This window comes from Paenibacillus sp. Cedars, assembly GCF_003184205.1.
Taxonomy (GTDB): domain Bacteria; phylum Bacillota; class Bacilli; order Paenibacillales; family Paenibacillaceae; genus Paenibacillus_AQ; species Paenibacillus_AQ glucanolyticus.
This window is the reverse complement of the sequence record NZ_CP020866.1, coordinates 4,720,704-4,736,708: the sequence shown is the minus strand read 5'-3', so window position 1 is coordinate 4,736,708 and position 16,005 is coordinate 4,720,704. Positions and strand designations below refer to the sequence as shown.

Here is a 16,005-nt window from a genome sequence, read left to right as displayed (position 1 = left end):
GCGGCTTTTTTTTGGCGTGGTTTATTTAACCCAGTCGATATGTCGCAAATGGCTTGGCATACACAAAGCCGTTGCTGACTTCGTCCAGGCTCGAACCTAGTGTCTCATCGATCTCGATTTCCAGACTCTTCAGATTATCATCCAGCTGCTCGGTTTTCGTAGCGCCGACAATGACCGTGGACACCGCAGGGCGATTCATCAGCCAGGCAAGGGAAAGAGCGCTTGGGGAATGACCGTGCTCTGCGGCGAGCTGACTGACTTGCTGACCGAGCTTTAGATTGTGATCTTCCAGGAAGCGATTGAAGTTCGGATCAGTCTCGGCACGGGAGCCGGAAGGCGTGCTGCTGCCTTGGCTGTATTTGCCGGTAAGAATACCGCCAGCCAGAGGGAAATACGGAATGATGCCAACGCCCTGATCCAGACAGAGGGGGACCAGCTCCAGTTCCGGTGTTCGGTCCGCGAGAGAGTAACTCGTCTGGGTGGACACATACCGGGCATATCCTTTAAGCTCGCTGATGCCAAGCGCCTTCATAATTTCCCAAGCTGCATAGTTGGAGGCGCCGATATATCTCACTTTTCCCGACGACATCAGGTCATCCAGCGTGCGCAAGGTTTCCTCAAGAGGAGTATGGGGGTCAAAGGTATGAATCTGATACAGGTCCACATAATCCGTCTTCAGCCGCTTAAGGCTGTTCTCAAGCTCTTGCAGCAGATGATAACGGGAGGAGCCCCGCTCATTGGGTCCCTGGCCATTCACAAGTCCTGCCTTCGTAGCCAATACGACGTTATGACGCTTGCCGGACAGTGCTTGTCCAATGATTCGTTCCGATTCAGAGCCCGCATAAATGTTGGCGGTATCGATGAAATTGATGCCATGGTCCAGTGCATGGTCGATAATGCGTGTCGAAGTCTCTTGATCGGCCCTTTTGCCAAAAGCATTCGTGCCCAGGCCGAGCTTCGAAACCTTGAGTCCGCTGCTTCCGAGACGGCAGTAGTTCATCTTGATCGACTCCTTTATGTACAGATTTACTATAGTATAAACATTTTCACGGGAGCGGTCCAAATGGATCAGGTGTGGAAGAATGATATTTATGTAAGATTCTACATCTTTTTTCGACATTATCAAAAAAATGATTAACTTCCATACCATCAAATGGTAATATAGTCATAGGAAAAAAGATTCGGTTGCGCCATGGGGGATACTACATAAGAACTACATAGATTTGGAGAACGACTTCTTTTTTCACTAATCGTTGGGGTGTGAATCATGAAGATCTATTTGAAAAATGATGCTGGAGTTACCAAGCAAGTGAAGGTTGGTTTTAGCTGGACAACTCTGTTTTTTGCCTTTTTCCCGGCTTTGTTTCGCGGCGATCTGAAGTGGGCTGTTATCATGTTTATTCTTTCCGCCGTTTTCGGTTCTTTTACGTTGGGAATCGGAGCTTGGATCAGTGGAATCGTATTCTCCTTTGTGTACAACAAAATTTATATTAAAGAAATGCTGGAGAAGGGCTATCGTCCTGCCACGGAGGATGCAAGAGTAGTTCTCGAGAGTCATCGCATTATCGCCAGAGTAGCCTAATTTTATCTTTGTTAAGTTATCCCAAGCCTGGATTTTGAATGAATCGATCATTCAAGCTCCAGGCTTTATTACGTCTAATCGTGTACAGCACGGCACTGTTTTGTGTCTACCTTCAAAAGGCTGCGGGAAATCTCCTGAGGCTCCTTGCGATAGGGAGAATACTACGTTAGTATAGTTACGTACCAATAGGAAGGGGTTATTATAATATGAATGAAGCTATTTTCAATCAATTGGATTTTGCTAGAGGCGGAACGATCAAAACGGTAGAAAATGTAACGGAGCAAGAGGCCAATATCATTCCGGAGGGATTCACGAACAATATTCGCTGGAACCTCGGACATATCTACACCGTGCATGAACAGTTCGCTTTTGCAACGGCTGGTGAGCCTGTACAAATGCCGGAAGGCTTCGAGGCATGGTTCGCAACCGGTACCAAGCCTGCGGATTGGACCACTGAGCCGCCTGCGTTATCCGAACTGGTAGCGCTTTTGCAAGAACAAACCGCGCGTATTCGCGAAACCTTCTCGAATCGTCTGGACCAGTCTCCAGCACATCCGCTGACCATCGGTCCACTGACGTTCCAAACCGTGGGCGAGCTCCTTGCGTTCAGCATGTATCATGAAGGCATGCATACGCAGACCATCAAGTCTTATAAGAAAATGATACGTTAATCATGAGAAGCGATAGAATGGTATCCTTGCGGATGCCTTCTATCGTTTTTGGTTTGCCCGCTGGGATGATCGATCCTTATAATGAAATTAGCAGATTGGAATAACGATTGGAGGATATTACGATTATGGCTATAGAAATAGAACGCAAATACCTTTTGCCGGCATATCCCGATGCCTTGATTCAGGAAGGAATACTCGTGGTTGAGAAAGAGCAGTTCATCGAGCAGACGTATTTGGCACTGGACGGCGATCAGGAGCTCAGGGTACGCAAAATACAAGATTTGAAGTCCGGCCGGCTAGAGTTCACCCATACGTTCAAGAAGGGCTGGGGCATTGCCCGCGAAGAGATAGAATACGCCATTTCGGAGGGGCTGTATGAGCAGGTGGTGCAGGCGTTTGGAGCGGTTCCACTGACCAAGCGAAGAGTAACCGCCAGATGGGACAATACCTTAATTGAAATCGATGATTACGCACAGATCCAGATGCTTGTGCTTGAAGTGGAGTTTCCTTCTATGGAAGCGGCAGACGGCTTTGTGCCTCCGGCGTGGTTCGGACAAGATATCAGTATGGAGAAACAATACAGCAACAAGAAAGTATGGCGTGATCTGCAAGTGAGCAAGGAAGCGTAGCTTTACGATCCGCTGCCCGTTCCCGTTGTAAAAGACCAAGTGCGGCTGTGCCACGCTTGTGTGCCTTCTAACCGATATTTTACCGAAACTGTATAGGTGTGGAGTCCTCGCAATATTTCCTTGGGGAACAGGAACAGGGTGTCTTTGGATATCTCCTCGTAAAAAGGAAGGAGGGCACCCTCCTCATCCGTAATGGCGGCCTCAAACTTATCGATCGGACCTGCAGCCGTCGCTGAAATGATATAGCCTGAATGTTCCACGTCAAATTGGACCAAGGGATTAGGCGTCTCAAACCCGTAAAATCCAATTCCGGTATTCTGCATACCGTCGTAAGGATAGATGGCGAGGCCGCCAGCGATGGGCGATGTTGTGCTGCCTGCCAGGTTCACGACAGCCGTCCCGCCAACGAGAGCGATCCCGATCTCCTGAAAGTTTGGACTCAGAACCATTTGACGGTGGTATGCGGTATCCAGCCAGCCCTTCATGGCGTTCAGACTGCTCTTCTGGCGAAAATGCATGACTTCGCCTGATGCATACCCCTGCTTCGAGGGGGACACATAACCTGCGGCCGCTAGTCGATCTCGGATACGGGTTCCGCGATAGCCGGGAAGTCCAGCCTTTTCGTTATGGGCGCTCAGATTGGGCGTCACCTTATTTATATTGAAGTAACGGGCATGAAGCTCAGCAGCTTCGGTGATCCGGTCATTTAAGGTGACAGCAGGCAGTCCGGCTTTAGCTCGAACCTCATTCAAGTAGGCGAGCGCTTCGTATTGATCCCGGGAATATGAAGTGAGGCTGGAAGTTTCGATTGTGCTGGCGGATAGTTCAACGTTTCCTGGCCAAGCGCCGGTTAGTGCAAGGCTTGTGATCAGCATCACAGCAGCTGCGATACGTGCATCACAGATCCACATCGATGGGGGGGATGCAGCATGGATGGAAATTCTCCTCTCAAGCATAGTTTCAAGAGAAGGGATTCGATGGACTTCTTCATTTCTCCTGCTCGCCGTTTCCTGTATACCATTTATGTGCAAAAAAAACGCAAGCCCATCCTGCGGCTCGCGTTTTTTTAATGTGTAGATCAAATGCTACTTAAACCGCCCATACTGCTTACCGTAAGACAAGACGCGTTTGTACAAGCTTCGGTCCTTTAAATTCTTGAGCGGATACACTTGGGGGCGGGTATTAACCTCCAGAATCCAAGGTCTGCCGCTGGAATCGATAGCCACATCGAGACCCAGTTCTTTGAAACCGCGGTAATGCCGGTCAAAGTTATAACCAGTGGCAACGCCTACCTCCTTCAGCTCAGATTCTGCCTTCTGGATAAAGGCAGAATTAAATCCTGCACCACTCATCGTTTTATGGAAGGTGCCAATGCTGCCTCCCTGGTTATAATTGGTGGCTACCTTGCCCGGGCTGCCGATTTTCGTGAACAGGACGGTGCTGACCCATTTTCCCTGACTTGTCTTCTGTACCATGACCCGGATATCGAATGGCTTGCCTTTGCTTTTGGCTAACCGAATTCCTTTTTGGAGCAGATAGGGACGTTTACCGGCAAAGCGGTTCAACTCCCGATACAATTCGGAAGAACTCGAATACGTGGTTTTTTTGGTGTTAAGCTGAGTTTGGTAGCCTCCGTCGGTTTTGCGGATCCGAATAATGTTATTGCCGCCTGATCCGCCGGTTGGCTTGAAGTAGACGTTGGAATAGTCGCCCAGCATGGTGGACAGGTTTTTTTTGTTAAACGTCAGGGTGACCGGTACATATTTTCGGAAATAGGAATCTTCAAGCAACCATTGCGTTTTCTTCCATTTGCTCTTGATGGTGCTGCTTTTATATTTCATAGTTAAGAGGCTCACCTCTCTTTTTTTGTTCAGCATATGCCGAAAAAGTAGAGCGAGCCTCCACGATGGCCTTGAATCAAGCTATCTGCCTGAGAATAATTTTTTATCGAAAAACAACAAGATGATAAATAAAACTGCTGCGACAAGCAGTATGGAAGCTGGAATGATAAAAGCCAGCAGTGTAGCCGTATTCTGCATCTGATAATACATCAACATGCCCAGGGGCATGATCCCGCCTCCCAGGAGGCTGGTCCAGAAGTGCAGTGCAGCCGTTTTTTTCATACTGAGTTTCTCCCGAAACACGTAGTAAAACATGCCGTAGGCAAACAAGGTCAACCAGCCTACCACCAGGATGTGGGCATGGCCTGCAACCATGCTGTAGCTGCTTCTTCCTGCCATATCCGCTCCGATTAAAGCGCCGATGAGTGTATAGATGGCCGCAATTCGCATAAGCCATTTGCCGTAGTTCAATATGAGATATTCCCCCTTGCATAAAGAATCAGTCCCAAGTATACAAGAGTTATATGAACGGAGCATGAACAAAATAGGATCCGGAAATTGAATAGGGGGACATCATCTACTATAATCAGGTAGATCTGTCATGAAGGAGTGAATGTTCCGTGCGAGACCCGCTTATAACCTATTGTCTTTCGAAGAAAGCTGCAGCCGAGGATTATCCGTTTGGACCGCTTCCGCTTGTGATGAAGGTCGGCGGCAAAATGTTTGCCCTGATTACGATAACGGAAGAGAAGGTCAGTCATATCTCCCTGAAATGTGATCCCGTGATCGCTGAGAATTTGCGTGAACAGCATGAAGCAGTACAACCTGGATATCACCTGAACAAGAAACATTGGAACACGGTAGCCATCGATGGCTCCCTCACGGAAGCGGATGTACACGATATGATTGATCATTCGTATGATTTGGTGTTGAAGAGCCTGCCCAAAACACAGCGTTTAGCCATCTCCCAGCGGCTGGTATGATATCATCTGAAACAGCCATAATCGCCCTCTTGGCAGAATGGATACAGATAGGGTCTGTCATCCGCTAGCCAGAGGGCGATTATTTAACATGAGTTAGCTTAGCCCGGCCCCATCCATTGCACCCGTTTCTTCATTAGAATGGTTTCATGCCTAACGTGTCTACTTTCTCTCCTGTAATATCTACGCCCATGCGGTTTGTAATGTCGCGGTAATGGCCGGCCCGCCGCTGTACCGGACTTCCTTCGGTTTCTCCAAGGTTCGCTTCCAGACCGTTCAAGACCATAACCGTTGTGCCGAAGCCCGGATCTCCCAAGCCCCTGAACTTCTCCAGCGGGGAAGGCTTCCATCTGCCGACCATGACATCATGAGCAGATGGCTTCGGGTTCTGCGGTGTCATCCAGAACAGGATAGCAGTCATGTAGCCGATTTTGCCATCGGCGGCAATGATCTCCGGATTGTCCAGAAGCACGCTTTTGTCTCCGTAAATAATAGAGCTGAACAGGCCATAGTTGAAGTTCCAGCTCAGCATGATCGGTCCGCGGCCGTAATAACGCTTGTCCGGTGTTCCGGGGTACAGCTCAGCGCTTGCCGGATCAACGAAGGCATCCTGGTTGACACCTGTCCGGCCGGCGATGTTTTCATTCCAGAACAGCCCCCAACGCAGAGGACCTCCCGGAGCGGTCGCCCAGCCTCCGCCTGTCTCGTGGGACAGGTTAGCGAGGAAGGCGGCAAGTTCACGCTTGCGGTCCTTCTTGAATCCTTCCTTCAGGAACGTTCCGCCGTCAATGATAACGGTTTCAATTGTTTTGTTCCGGTTGCTGGCTGAGTTAAAATCTGCTGAACGCACCACAAGTGTTTCTACCCGGCCGTCCTTGTCCAATCTATAAATCTCTTGGGCAGAAGGTGTTCCTTGCCGCGTGCGGATCTTGATCTTCAGATTGGACACTTCCGCTACCGCATGTATGAGATTGTCGTATGAGAAATAATCCTTCTGATCGGCTTTGTAGTATTCTTTGCCCTTGGCGACCTTATACCATTCCTCTGAGCCGAGCCGGTATGGGAACAGCGCTTCGAAATCTTCTTTCGAGAGGAGCGCTTTAACCGCTTCGATAGCTTTCTCCGGGGTATAATCCGGGTCGAGATCATCCCAGTTCTGAACGATTTCCTTGCGGCTGATCAGTCGGTGCTCGCCGACTGCAAGAGAGCTGCTCTGAGACTGACTGACTTGTGCAGGAGCTGAGGTGCCAGCTGTGCTGGATTCGAGGCTGACGTTCAGAGTCGCGGGTGATGCTGCGGCCTGAGGCGTTTCATCGGCCGCAAAGGCATGAAGCGGCGTCATGAGGAGTGTTGCACTCAGGGCTGCAATCATACTTCGCTGGATGGTTTTGCCGGATAACGGATACTTCCACAGGGTCATACACATTCTCCTCTTTATCATTGGGATGGATTACATTGCCATCATATATACGGTATGTCGTTTTGTACATAGTCAGGAAATCCCACGAGTTTACGATCAATGAACACTTAAGATGCTGACGTGCTCAATCGGGCGGAGGGAGATGTATCGATTGGCAGGGGATTTGCTGTGGAATGAATGGGGATACCGTCGAACCACCGATACGCGGATTCATAGTGTACTCCGACTTGAAGACTAGTTTTCCATGCCAAAAACATTATAATGTTATTATGTTTTTGATCCTATTAATCTGTTATTCTATGGAAATGGTGGTGTGTTTCAATTTGTTCTGTTCATTTCCGTAGATTCATATATATTAGAGGATAATCATCTTATAGACGAAGAAGGGTTAGCTGACATGAGATTATTTGTTCGGGAGAAGGGATTTTACAAAAGCTTTTTCTGGCTGACGCTTGTGATCGGGATGCAGAACCTGATATCAGTCGGTGTGAACTTGTCAGACAACGTCATGCTGGGAGGGTATAGTGAATCGGCTTTATCGGGTGTTGCCCTCGCAAATCAGATCCAATTCCTGCTGCACATGCTGGTTATGGGGGTATGTGAGGGGCTGGTCATCATGTCGTCCAGATTCTGGGGAGCCAAGGATTTAGGCTTGATCAAAAAAGCGGCAAGCATCGGAATGCGCATGGCCATACTCCTCAGCGTTGTGTTATGGGTGATTGTTTTCTTTTTCCCGCATGAGGTGCTGTCCTTGTTTACGAAGGAAGAGAATGTGATTGCTGCCGGCGTGGAATATTTAAAAATCATCTGTTTCTCGTATATCTTCTTTGCCATTACCAGCTCCCTGCTGGCCTCCTTGCGGAGCGTGGAGACGGTAAAAATCGGTTTCGTGGTATCCTTATCCACGCTGATCATCAACATTTGCCTGAACTATATCCTCATATACGGATATTTGGGATTTCCGGAGCTTGGTGTGGCCGGATCGGCCATTGCAACGCTGACAGCGCGAATCATTGAATGCATCATCGTCATCATTTATATTAAGCGATTTGACCGTAAAATTTGGTTGAAGCTGCAGGATTTCCTGCAGTTCGATATGGGACTCTTCAAACAGTATATCCGGGTCGGATCCCCAATCCTGATGTCCAACACGATCTGGGGCCTTGCGATGGCGGCACAGACGGCCATTCTCGGGCATATGGGGGAATCGGCCATCGCAGCAAACAGTATCGCCACAACGATCTTTCAGATGGTGACCGTCATCATATACGCTTCCGCCAGTGCAACGGCTGTAATCATTGGAAAAACGATCGGCGAAGGCAGGATGGACAAAATCATATCCTATGCCAAAACGCTGCAGATCCTGTATATCCTCCTGGGTTTAGTGACGGGAGCTGTGCTGTTTATCATCAAGGATCTCGTGCTGGGTCTGTACTCCATTTCCGATGAAGCCCAAACACTCGCACTGCATTTCATGACGGTATTGTCCATCACCGTAGTCGGAACGGCCTATCAGATGCCGGCTTTGACAGGCATTGTGCGAAGCGGCGGAGACACCCGCTTTGTGCTGTACAACGATTTAATCTTTATGTGGCTCATTGTACTGCCATCCTCGGCACTGTGCGCGTTTGTGTTCAATCTGTCGCCACTCGCCATATTCATCTGTCTGAAGTCTGATCAGATCCTGAAATGCTTTGTGGCTATCGTGAAGGTCAATCGTTTCAAATGGATACGATCCTTCAGTTCGTGAGGAGATCATTTGCTGATTGATTTGCATAGACCAAAAAAGGAATCCCCGGTTCGACTGAGGGGGATTCCTTTTTTGTTACAGTCCGATTTAATCGTCCAGCAGGTTTAATGACTGGGCTCTTACCAATGCCTGTGTACGGGAGGTAACACCGAGCTTATCGTATAATCTGGATAAATATACCCGGATCGTCCCTTCGGACAGGCCGAGTGCAGCGGCCATCTGCTTGTTGGCAGCACCTTGCAGAATAAGCCGCAATAAATTCTTCTCATTTCGATTCAGCTGTTCTGGTAGAGCCGATTGAGACGAGGTAATATGGGGGGTATCTGCCTTGACATGATTGGGAAAATATTCCATAAGCATTCTCGCATAATGATGTGTCTGAATGAGCCCCATATCCACGTCCTCTTCTTGCGCTGGGTGGGAAGTATAACGCATCAACAGTTGATACATGTCCTCTCCTTCGTCAAGGAAGGTGCGGACATAACCGTTCTGTGCACCTAAACGCAGTGCTTCACGAAGAAGTTGAAGAGACTGCTTGCGTTGACCACGCTGGTACTCCAGCAAGGCTTGCAGGCATGTGATTTCCATGATGCTGGATATTTGCAACTCACGCTCTGCCTGGGGCTTTAACAGCTCCAGAAGGTGCAGCGCCTCAGTTTCTTTGCGCTGTTTGCCTAACAGGCGGACAAGCGCCAAATATTCAGGTTCCCGGCTGTAGGTCGGTCGATCTTTGATTGAAATGGGGAGAACGGCGAGTTCTTTTCGGGCATCGGTTATACGTCCTTCCCGAACATAAATCAAGCTGCGCACGGTTCTCAGTGAAGATAGCCAAGAGCTCTCCTTTCTGCAGCTGGCTGCGTCCCATGCTTCATCCAAAACATGATGGGCAAGATGAAGTTTACCCTCGGCAGCATACAGTCTTGCTTCGGTAATATGCAGAGGTATGAACAAACCCATTGTTTTTTGGGAAGGAGGGGCTTTTCGGAGCTGCATCAGCAGCTGGCGACATTCCGCTAGGCGATTCCACTCATAGTAACCTTCACATAATGACATCTTTACATATAAATTCATGAGCGAATGATCCCAGCCATGGGCTTCCAGTACCCCGGTAAACAAATGCGCAATCCTTTCTGTATCCGCGGAAAGAGCGCCCTTCATACCAAGCGAGGTGCGCCTTACGTAAGGCTCCTGCCGATTATAATCAAACTGATAGTAGATCGGATTGTCGGGCGTAAGATTGTCAAGGATGCCCTCACTGAAAGCAAACCATTCGGCAAAATCCCCGTTCAAAAAAACAAGATTGGACCGCACAAACAGCATGCTGCTTCGGAGCTGCTCTCGCCGGCTAGATGATGGGAGGTTGCTGCACGCTTCCTCGATGTTCGCGAGCATACGCCCAGAGCGTTCAAGATCCCCCATCAGAACGACAACAAAGGTATGCAATAATGACGTTTCCAGCGTGACTGGGAAGCTTGGCGGGACGCGATCAAACCATTGCTGCAAGGTGGTGAGCTCCCCTCGCTCAAGCACGGTTTGCGCATGCTGCTCCAGCAAGCCCACCGCAGACTCGATATCCTGCGCTGCAAACATATGGTCGATGGCTTCATCTGTGGAGCCGATGGAGGCGTAATATTGGCCTGCGAGTCGATGACGTTTAACATATTCCCCATCACACTCACGCTGCAGCAGGTTCTGCAAAAATTGCGAGAACAGATGATGATAGCGAAACCAGGTATGTTGTTCATCCAGTGGCACAAGGAACAGATTCTGCTTCCGCAATTCTTCCAGCATAGATCGGCTGTTATCCGAATCGGTTACGGCATCGCATACTTGGACGTTCAATCGGGAAAGGACGGCGGTCTGGAGCAGAAAGCGAAACACCTCGGAAGGCAATTTCCCCACCACTTCCTGAAATAAATAACTCGAGACATGAAATTGATCGCCTTTGATCTCCTCCATGAAAGGCTCTAACCTGCTGCCTGAGCGAAGAGAAAGAGCAACGAGCTGTAGCCCGGTAATCCAGCCCTCGGTTCGGTCCACCAATGTTTTCAATTGCATCGAATTTGGCTTGGGATAGCTGCTGTCCGAGGCATGGCGGAAAAAGCGCTTTGTCTCATCGGAGGTGAATTGCAGTTGATCCGTTCCGATGTGGTTGATCTTGTGATCAGCCCACCGCTTAACGGTGGAGAACGGCAGATCCGTACGGGATGAAATCAATAAATGAATATGCCCAGGGAGGTAATCAATCAAGTACGAAAGCCCTTCATGGATTGGCGTATAGTAAATGCTGTGCAAATCTTCCAGAATGAGATGAAGAGTTTCATTCCACTCATACAAGTCGCTGATCAGCGTATCCAGATAAGCTGTAATCGACACGCCGGGCAGCAGTTGCGTATGGTTCATAAGCCGTTCTCCTTGCTGCTCTGGAAGAACCGAAGCAATGGAGGCCGTAACGTACCTCCAAAAGCGGACGGGATCGTTATCCCGTTCATCCAGTGACACCCAGGCGCACCGTTCGCTTACTGCATGAGCCCACTGCGCCAGAAGCGTGGATTTGCCATATCCGGCCGGCGCGATAACGGTGGTCAGATGTCCAAGCTGGCCGGCAGCCATATTATGCAGCAGCCGATCTCGGGGAACAAGATGCTCCCTAAGTCCGGGAACGCTGATTTTCATTTTCAGAATAGGTGAATTGATCGGTGGATTCATAGGATACCCTCGCAATATACGAACTCTTTTATTAGGGAATTGAGTCGAGATAACTAGATTATATGAAAAAAATGATGAAAAGTTAACGTTTGTCAATCGTTTCGCTTCCATTTATTTGATAGCATACTTGGTGCCGAGGTCCCACTTGAGAGTATGGCTGATAGGTGCCGATTAAATGAAGGAGGAGATTATGAGAAGACGTTCAGGAAAAATCCTGCTATGTATAGCACTGCTGCTGATGCAGTTGAACCTGATGCATGGGTCCCCGCAAGCTTTTGCAGCTGCATCTGCTGCAGCTCCAAAGCTGGTTGCCGGGTACTATCATACGGCTTCGCTCGTTAGCAGCGGTGATGTGTATGTATGGGGGCAGGGTGACAGAGGGCAGATAGGGGATGCTGCATGGAATGCTCGGAATACACCGGTGCAGGCAAGAGGTTTGAATGATGTAATGGATATTCACACCGGAGTTCGCAGTACCATGGCGCTCCGGAGCGATGGGACGGTATGGACTTGGGGATCGAATGAGAATGGGCAGCTCGGGATCGGAACGACAGCGGATAAGAATGTTCCGACGCCAGTAAGCGGGTTAAGCGGAATAAAGGCAATCTCGGGAGGCCTGGGCTATCACAGCATGGCTCTCACGGAGAACGGGACAGTGTGGACTTGGGGAAAAAATGACAACGGTGAGCTCGGAAACGGAACGACAGTCCAACAAAACTCGCCGGTCCTTGTTATCGGATTAAGCGATGTTACAGCGATTGCAGCGGGAGGGTACTACAGTCTTGCGTTAAAATCGGATGGCACCGTATGGGCATGGGGAGCGAATGGAAACGGCGAGTTGGGTGATGGCACGATTGTTGATAAGCATACTCCGGTTCAGGTTTCCGGCTTGAGCGATGTCATTGCCATCACGGCAGGAGGTTCCCATAGCTTAGCCATTAAACAGGATGGAACGGTATGGGCATGGGGAATCAATATGTATGGCACGCTTGGGGATGGTACCCGGACGAATCGAACCATTCCGGTGAAAGTCAGAAACCTCCAACATATTAAGGCAATAGCCGGGGGCGGGCACCACAGCCTGGCGCTGGACCAAGAGGGCAACGTATGGGGCTGGGGGGACAACAGTCGGGGACAGCTTGGCCTAGGTCATAACTCTTCCAGGACAACTCCGGAACAACTAACGGGCATCGAACATGTTCTTGATATTGCGGGGGGTGGCTTTCATAGCGCAGCCTTAAAAAAGGACGGCAGAGTTTGGGGATGGGGTCTGAACAGCTCGGGTCAAATCGGAGATGGGACAAGGAACGACAGAAATGCACCTGCATTAACAAAGGCCGTGCTGGATACAACGGCGCCGGATACAGGCAGGGGAATGTTAAGTCCTTATCTTATAACGGTGGATTCCATCGGGATCGAGTGGCTAGGAGCCTCGGATAATTTAACCGAGCAGGATGAATTGCAGTATTTATTATATGCATCCCACAGTCCGAATATCGGAACTGTCAGCCAAATCGAGCGGAATGGAATACCGATAGGGAGTTATGCCGCTGGTCAGCTCAAAGTAGTGGCAGACCGTCTTAACGAAGGTTCGGACTATTATTTTAACGTAATTGTGAAGGACGCTGTAGGGAATAAAAGCGCCTACAATATGCTGAAGGTTGCCACGAAATGGCCGCAAATATATACACTAACCTACGATGGCAACGAAAACATGGCAGGGAATGTTCCGATAAGCGGAGAGCTGTTTGCCAGAGGAGACGAAGCTGACATACAGGATAATACTGGTCAGCTGACGAAGGACGGTTATTCGTTTGATGGTTGGAATACGCAGGCTGACGGAAACGGAATCGATTATCCTGTCGGCAGCAAGCTCGTATTTGGTACAGAGAACATCAGGCTCTATGCCAAATGGAATAAGAATCCCGATCCTGTGAAACTTGAGGCCGTGTCGTATGCACCGGCTCATCAATCTGCAGGGGTTGAGATGAATGAAACCTTGACGGTTACATTCAATGAAGAAGTAACGGCGGTATCCGGTAGATCGATTCTGCTTAGAGACACCTCTGATCAGCATATTACAGAACGTATCGATGTTGGCGATACGGACAGGGTTTCGGTTATTGGAAACACGGTGGTCATCAATCCGTTGACTGAATTCGATTATGGCAGAAGTTATTACGTCGAGATTGAGCCAGGGGCTTTTACAGGCAGCCACTCGGGAAGGAGTTATGGGGGGATTCAAGGAGAGGATACATGGAGCTTCACGGCCAAGGAGCTGACAACTCCGGTGTACGATACCACGCTGCAAGAATTAACGCTGAATTCTTCCGTGGAAGCAGTGAATTTGAGCCCTGCGTTTAGCAGATTTCACAATGACTACACGGCTCAGGTAGGCAACAAGACAGATCGCCTCACGGTGACTGCACTGGTCTATGATGCCAACGTAGTGGTAACGGCGAGTGTTTATGGAGAAACTGGAGGATTGGAAGCAGGGCCGATCGATATCATCTCCGGTCAAGAGAGCCCGGATATCCCTCTTGCCGTAGGGAACAGCCGGATCGAACTTGCCGTGACGGCACCTTCGGGTCAACATCATAAATACGTTATACATGTAACGCGCGCACCTTCCTCGGGAGGAGGGACTACACCCGAGGAGCCTGGTGGCGGGGGTACACCTATCGAACCTGGTGAAGGAGGCGGTCCGGGAACTCCGGGGGGAGGTTCATCACCGGGAAGCACAGGATCAGGGGCTGATTCCACAGGTTCATCCGTTCCTGTTGAATCTCCAGGGAACCGAGTGAATGTCAGGGTTACACTGAACAATAAAATTCAGGAAGGGATGGTTACAGGCTTGTTCCATGAGGCAGAAGGACATACCGTCGTATCGATGAAGCTGGATACGGCCAAGCTGGAAGCCCGTTTAAAGACTGTGGAATACAATCCGGTGATCATCATCGCTCTTGCACAACCAGCGGATCATATCTCCCTGGAATTAAGCGGAACGGCAATGGACCAGCTTAAAGCTAAGCAGGGAGCGATTGAAATCCGTTCATCTCTAGGAACCTTCCATCTTCCTGCTGAGGAGGTATCTTCAACCCGCTGGAGAGCTCCGAGGGGATTTGACAGAACACTTGCAGCTGATCAAATCTTGGTTTATGTAACGATAGCGGCCAGCGATGCTGCGAAATTAAGGTTTATTCAACAGACTGCTGAGCAAGCTGGCACTAGACTTGTCGGTTCCCCTGTTGATTTTGACATAACTGCTACAGCCAATGATTTTCCCTTGCGGTTAGAGCAGCATAAGCAATATATGGAGCATCGGATTTCTTTGCCGTTAGGGATGCAGAATCCTATAACAACGGCTGTTAGGGTGAGTGAAAGTGGAGAATTTATCCCTATTCCGACAAGATTGGAAATGAAGAAGGATGGAAGTCTTGAGGTCGTTCTGCACAGTTTCGTAACTGGAACGTTTGCCTTCATATTCAATGAAATCCGTTTCGCTGATGTTCAGCATCATTGGTCCGGTGATGCGGTGAATGACCTTGCCTCGCGCATGATCCTTAACGGACGGGGGAGCGGCAAGGACACCACGAGCATGGATCAGACTGAAGTGGTCGTACAGTCCTTCGCCCCGAATGCCCAAGTAAGCCGTGCGGAGTTTGCAGCCATGATGGTGAGAGCACTCGGTTTGCAGGAGGGGCAGGAGCTTTCCGCCTTTAAGGATGTCAGCTCAGACGCCTGGTATAGCGGTGTGCTTGCATTAGCTTCACGATATGACCTGCTTCAAGGATATGAGGACGGCAGTTTCCGTCCGGATCAAGCCATCACACGTCAGGAGGCCATGGTGGTGATGGCGAGGGTTATGGAGTTGACTGGTTTAAATCGTGTTGTGGATGAAAACGAAGCCGTATTCGTTCTGTCATCATATCAGGATCATGACGAACTATCCGCAAGAGTAAAGCCAGCAGCTGCTGCACTAGTGAAACAAGGGATTGTGCAAGGAGATGCCGCAAGGTTAATGCCATTGCAGAAGTTGTCCCGGGGTGAAGCGGCGGTGATGCTGCAGCGGTTACTGAAGGCGGCAGGGTTGATTGATGGATAGGCTGGAATCATGTTTGAAGGGGATGCCGTGAGGCGTCCTTTTTTCTGTCCCTATGGATTTTTGTGTGCAGCATCGTATAACATGACATAATTAGAAAATATTGCGTTTTCATCTGGAATTTCCGCCAGAAAGTGTTGATCAAATGTTGGCAATTTCCGAACATTCTCGACATTTGGATAAGGTAATGTTCTGTGATATACGCAGTTTTCCACCAAATTTTTGCTAAAAAACACATTAAACTACATAAAAAGCTAAAATTTTTGTTTTGACATCTGCTTGTCTATACCATAGGATAATAGTATAAAAAGTGCTCAACTT

Annotated in this window: 12 protein-coding genes; 6 read left to right on the top strand and 6 right to left on the bottom strand. The window is 49.2% G+C overall.

Annotated features, from left to right (window positions below; genetic code table 11):
* Window positions 1-25 precede the first annotated feature (25 nt).
* Window positions 26-1,000, bottom strand: a complete 975-nt coding sequence (locus B9D94_RS23450; RefSeq protein ID WP_063478714.1) for an aldo/keto reductase — start codon at window positions 998-1,000, stop codon at window positions 26-28.
* Window positions 1,001-1,267: 267 nt separating this feature from the next.
* Here B9D94_RS23450 and B9D94_RS23445 point away from each other — a divergent pair, with 267 nt between their 5' ends.
* The 3 genes from B9D94_RS23445 to B9D94_RS23435 all read left to right on the top strand — a co-directional run bounded on the left by B9D94_RS23445 (window position 1,268) and on the right by B9D94_RS23435 (window position 2,882).
* Complete coding sequence (locus B9D94_RS23445; RefSeq protein ID WP_006208454.1) at window positions 1,268-1,582, top strand: hypothetical protein; 315 nt, start codon at window positions 1,268-1,270, stop codon at window positions 1,580-1,582.
* Window positions 1,583-1,788: 206 nt separating this feature from the next.
* Complete coding sequence (locus B9D94_RS23440) at window positions 1,789-2,253, top strand: DinB family protein (RefSeq protein ID WP_006208455.1); 465 nt, start codon at window positions 1,789-1,791, stop codon at window positions 2,251-2,253.
* 125 nt (window positions 2,254-2,378) lie between these two features.
* Window positions 2,379-2,882, top strand: a complete 504-nt coding sequence (locus tag B9D94_RS23435; protein ID WP_006208456.1) for a CYTH domain-containing protein — start codon at window positions 2,379-2,381, stop codon at window positions 2,880-2,882.
* 2 nt (window positions 2,883-2,884) lie between these two features.
* Here B9D94_RS23435 and B9D94_RS23430 read toward each other — a convergent pair whose 3' ends face one another.
* From B9D94_RS23430 to B9D94_RS23420, 3 genes are all read right to left on the bottom strand, one after another.
* On the bottom strand, window positions 2,885-3,757 hold the full coding sequence (locus B9D94_RS23430; RefSeq protein WP_172963987.1) for a CAP domain-containing protein: 873 nt from the start codon (window positions 3,755-3,757) through the stop codon (window positions 2,885-2,887).
* Window positions 3,758-3,967: 210 nt separating this feature from the next.
* Entirely contained in the window at window positions 3,968-4,723 is a 756-nt protein-coding gene (locus B9D94_RS23425) for a YheC/YheD family protein (protein WP_036642879.1), read from the bottom strand.
* 81 nt (window positions 4,724-4,804) lie between these two features.
* Window positions 4,805-5,194, bottom strand: coding sequence for a hypothetical protein (locus B9D94_RS23420; RefSeq protein ID WP_006208460.1), 390 nt, complete (start codon window positions 5,192-5,194; stop codon window positions 4,805-4,807).
* A gap of 149 nt (window positions 5,195-5,343) precedes the next feature.
* On the opposite strand from B9D94_RS23420, the gene B9D94_RS23415 reads away from it, so the two are divergent.
* Complete coding sequence (locus B9D94_RS23415; RefSeq protein WP_006208461.1) at window positions 5,344-5,706, top strand: MmcQ/YjbR family DNA-binding protein; 363 nt, start codon at window positions 5,344-5,346, stop codon at window positions 5,704-5,706.
* Between the two features lie 133 nt (window positions 5,707-5,839).
* Here the strand turns inward: B9D94_RS23415 and B9D94_RS23410 are convergent, their stop codons facing one another.
* The gene (locus tag B9D94_RS23410) at window positions 5,840-7,123 is read right to left on the bottom strand and encodes a chitinase (protein WP_148248088.1); all 1,284 of its coding nucleotides are present in this window, start codon (window positions 7,121-7,123) and stop codon (window positions 5,840-5,842) included.
* A 397-nt stretch (window positions 7,124-7,520) separates the two neighbouring features.
* Between B9D94_RS23410 and B9D94_RS23405 the strand changes: the two genes are divergently transcribed.
* The gene (locus tag B9D94_RS23405; RefSeq protein ID WP_063478718.1) at window positions 7,521-8,873 is read left to right on the top strand and encodes an MATE family efflux transporter; all 1,353 of its coding nucleotides are present in this window, start codon (window positions 7,521-7,523) and stop codon (window positions 8,871-8,873) included.
* 87 nt (window positions 8,874-8,960) lie between these two features.
* On the opposite strand, the gene B9D94_RS23400 is transcribed toward B9D94_RS23405, so the two are convergent.
* Complete coding sequence (locus tag B9D94_RS23400; protein ID WP_148248087.1) at window positions 8,961-11,582, bottom strand: winged helix-turn-helix domain-containing protein; 2,622 nt, start codon at window positions 11,580-11,582, stop codon at window positions 8,961-8,963.
* Between the two features lie 190 nt (window positions 11,583-11,772).
* Here B9D94_RS23400 and B9D94_RS23395 point away from each other — a divergent pair, with 190 nt between their 5' ends.
* Window positions 11,773-15,687 (top strand): RCC1 domain-containing protein, encoded by a 3,915-nt coding sequence (locus tag B9D94_RS23395; protein WP_148248086.1) that lies wholly within the window; start codon window positions 11,773-11,775, stop codon window positions 15,685-15,687.
* Window positions 15,688-16,005 lie beyond the last annotated feature (318 nt).

Excerpts from the sequence above, each read along its gene's own strand:
- B9D94_RS23410 (WP_148248088.1), bottom strand. The coding sequence starts at position 7,123 with ATGACCCTGTGGAAGTATCCGTTATCCGGCAAAACCATCCAGCGAAGT.
- B9D94_RS23425 (WP_036642879.1), bottom strand. The coding sequence starts at position 4,723 with ATGAAATATAAAAGCAGCACCATCAAGAGCAAATGGAAGAAAACGCAA.
- B9D94_RS23435 (WP_006208456.1), top strand. The coding sequence starts at position 2,379 with ATGGCTATAGAAATAGAACGCAAATACCTTTTGCCGGCATATCCCGAT.
- B9D94_RS23400 (WP_148248087.1), bottom strand. The coding sequence starts at position 11,582 with ATGAATCCACCGATCAATTCACCTATTCTGAAAATGAAAATCAGCGTT.
- B9D94_RS23445 (WP_006208454.1), top strand. The coding sequence starts at position 1,268 with ATGAAGATCTATTTGAAAAATGATGCTGGAGTTACCAAGCAAGTGAAG.
- B9D94_RS23395 (WP_148248086.1), top strand. The coding sequence starts at position 11,773 with ATGAGAAGACGTTCAGGAAAAATCCTGCTATGTATAGCACTGCTGCTG.
- B9D94_RS23440 (WP_006208455.1), top strand. The coding sequence starts at position 1,789 with ATGAATGAAGCTATTTTCAATCAATTGGATTTTGCTAGAGGCGGAACG.
- B9D94_RS23450 (WP_063478714.1), bottom strand. The coding sequence starts at position 1,000 with ATGAACTACTGCCGTCTCGGAAGCAGCGGACTCAAGGTTTCGAAGCTC.
- B9D94_RS23430 (WP_172963987.1), bottom strand. The coding sequence starts at position 3,757 with ATGCTGATCACAAGCCTTGCACTAACCGGCGCTTGGCCAGGAAACGTT.
- B9D94_RS23405 (WP_063478718.1), top strand. The coding sequence starts at position 7,521 with ATGAGATTATTTGTTCGGGAGAAGGGATTTTACAAAAGCTTTTTCTGG.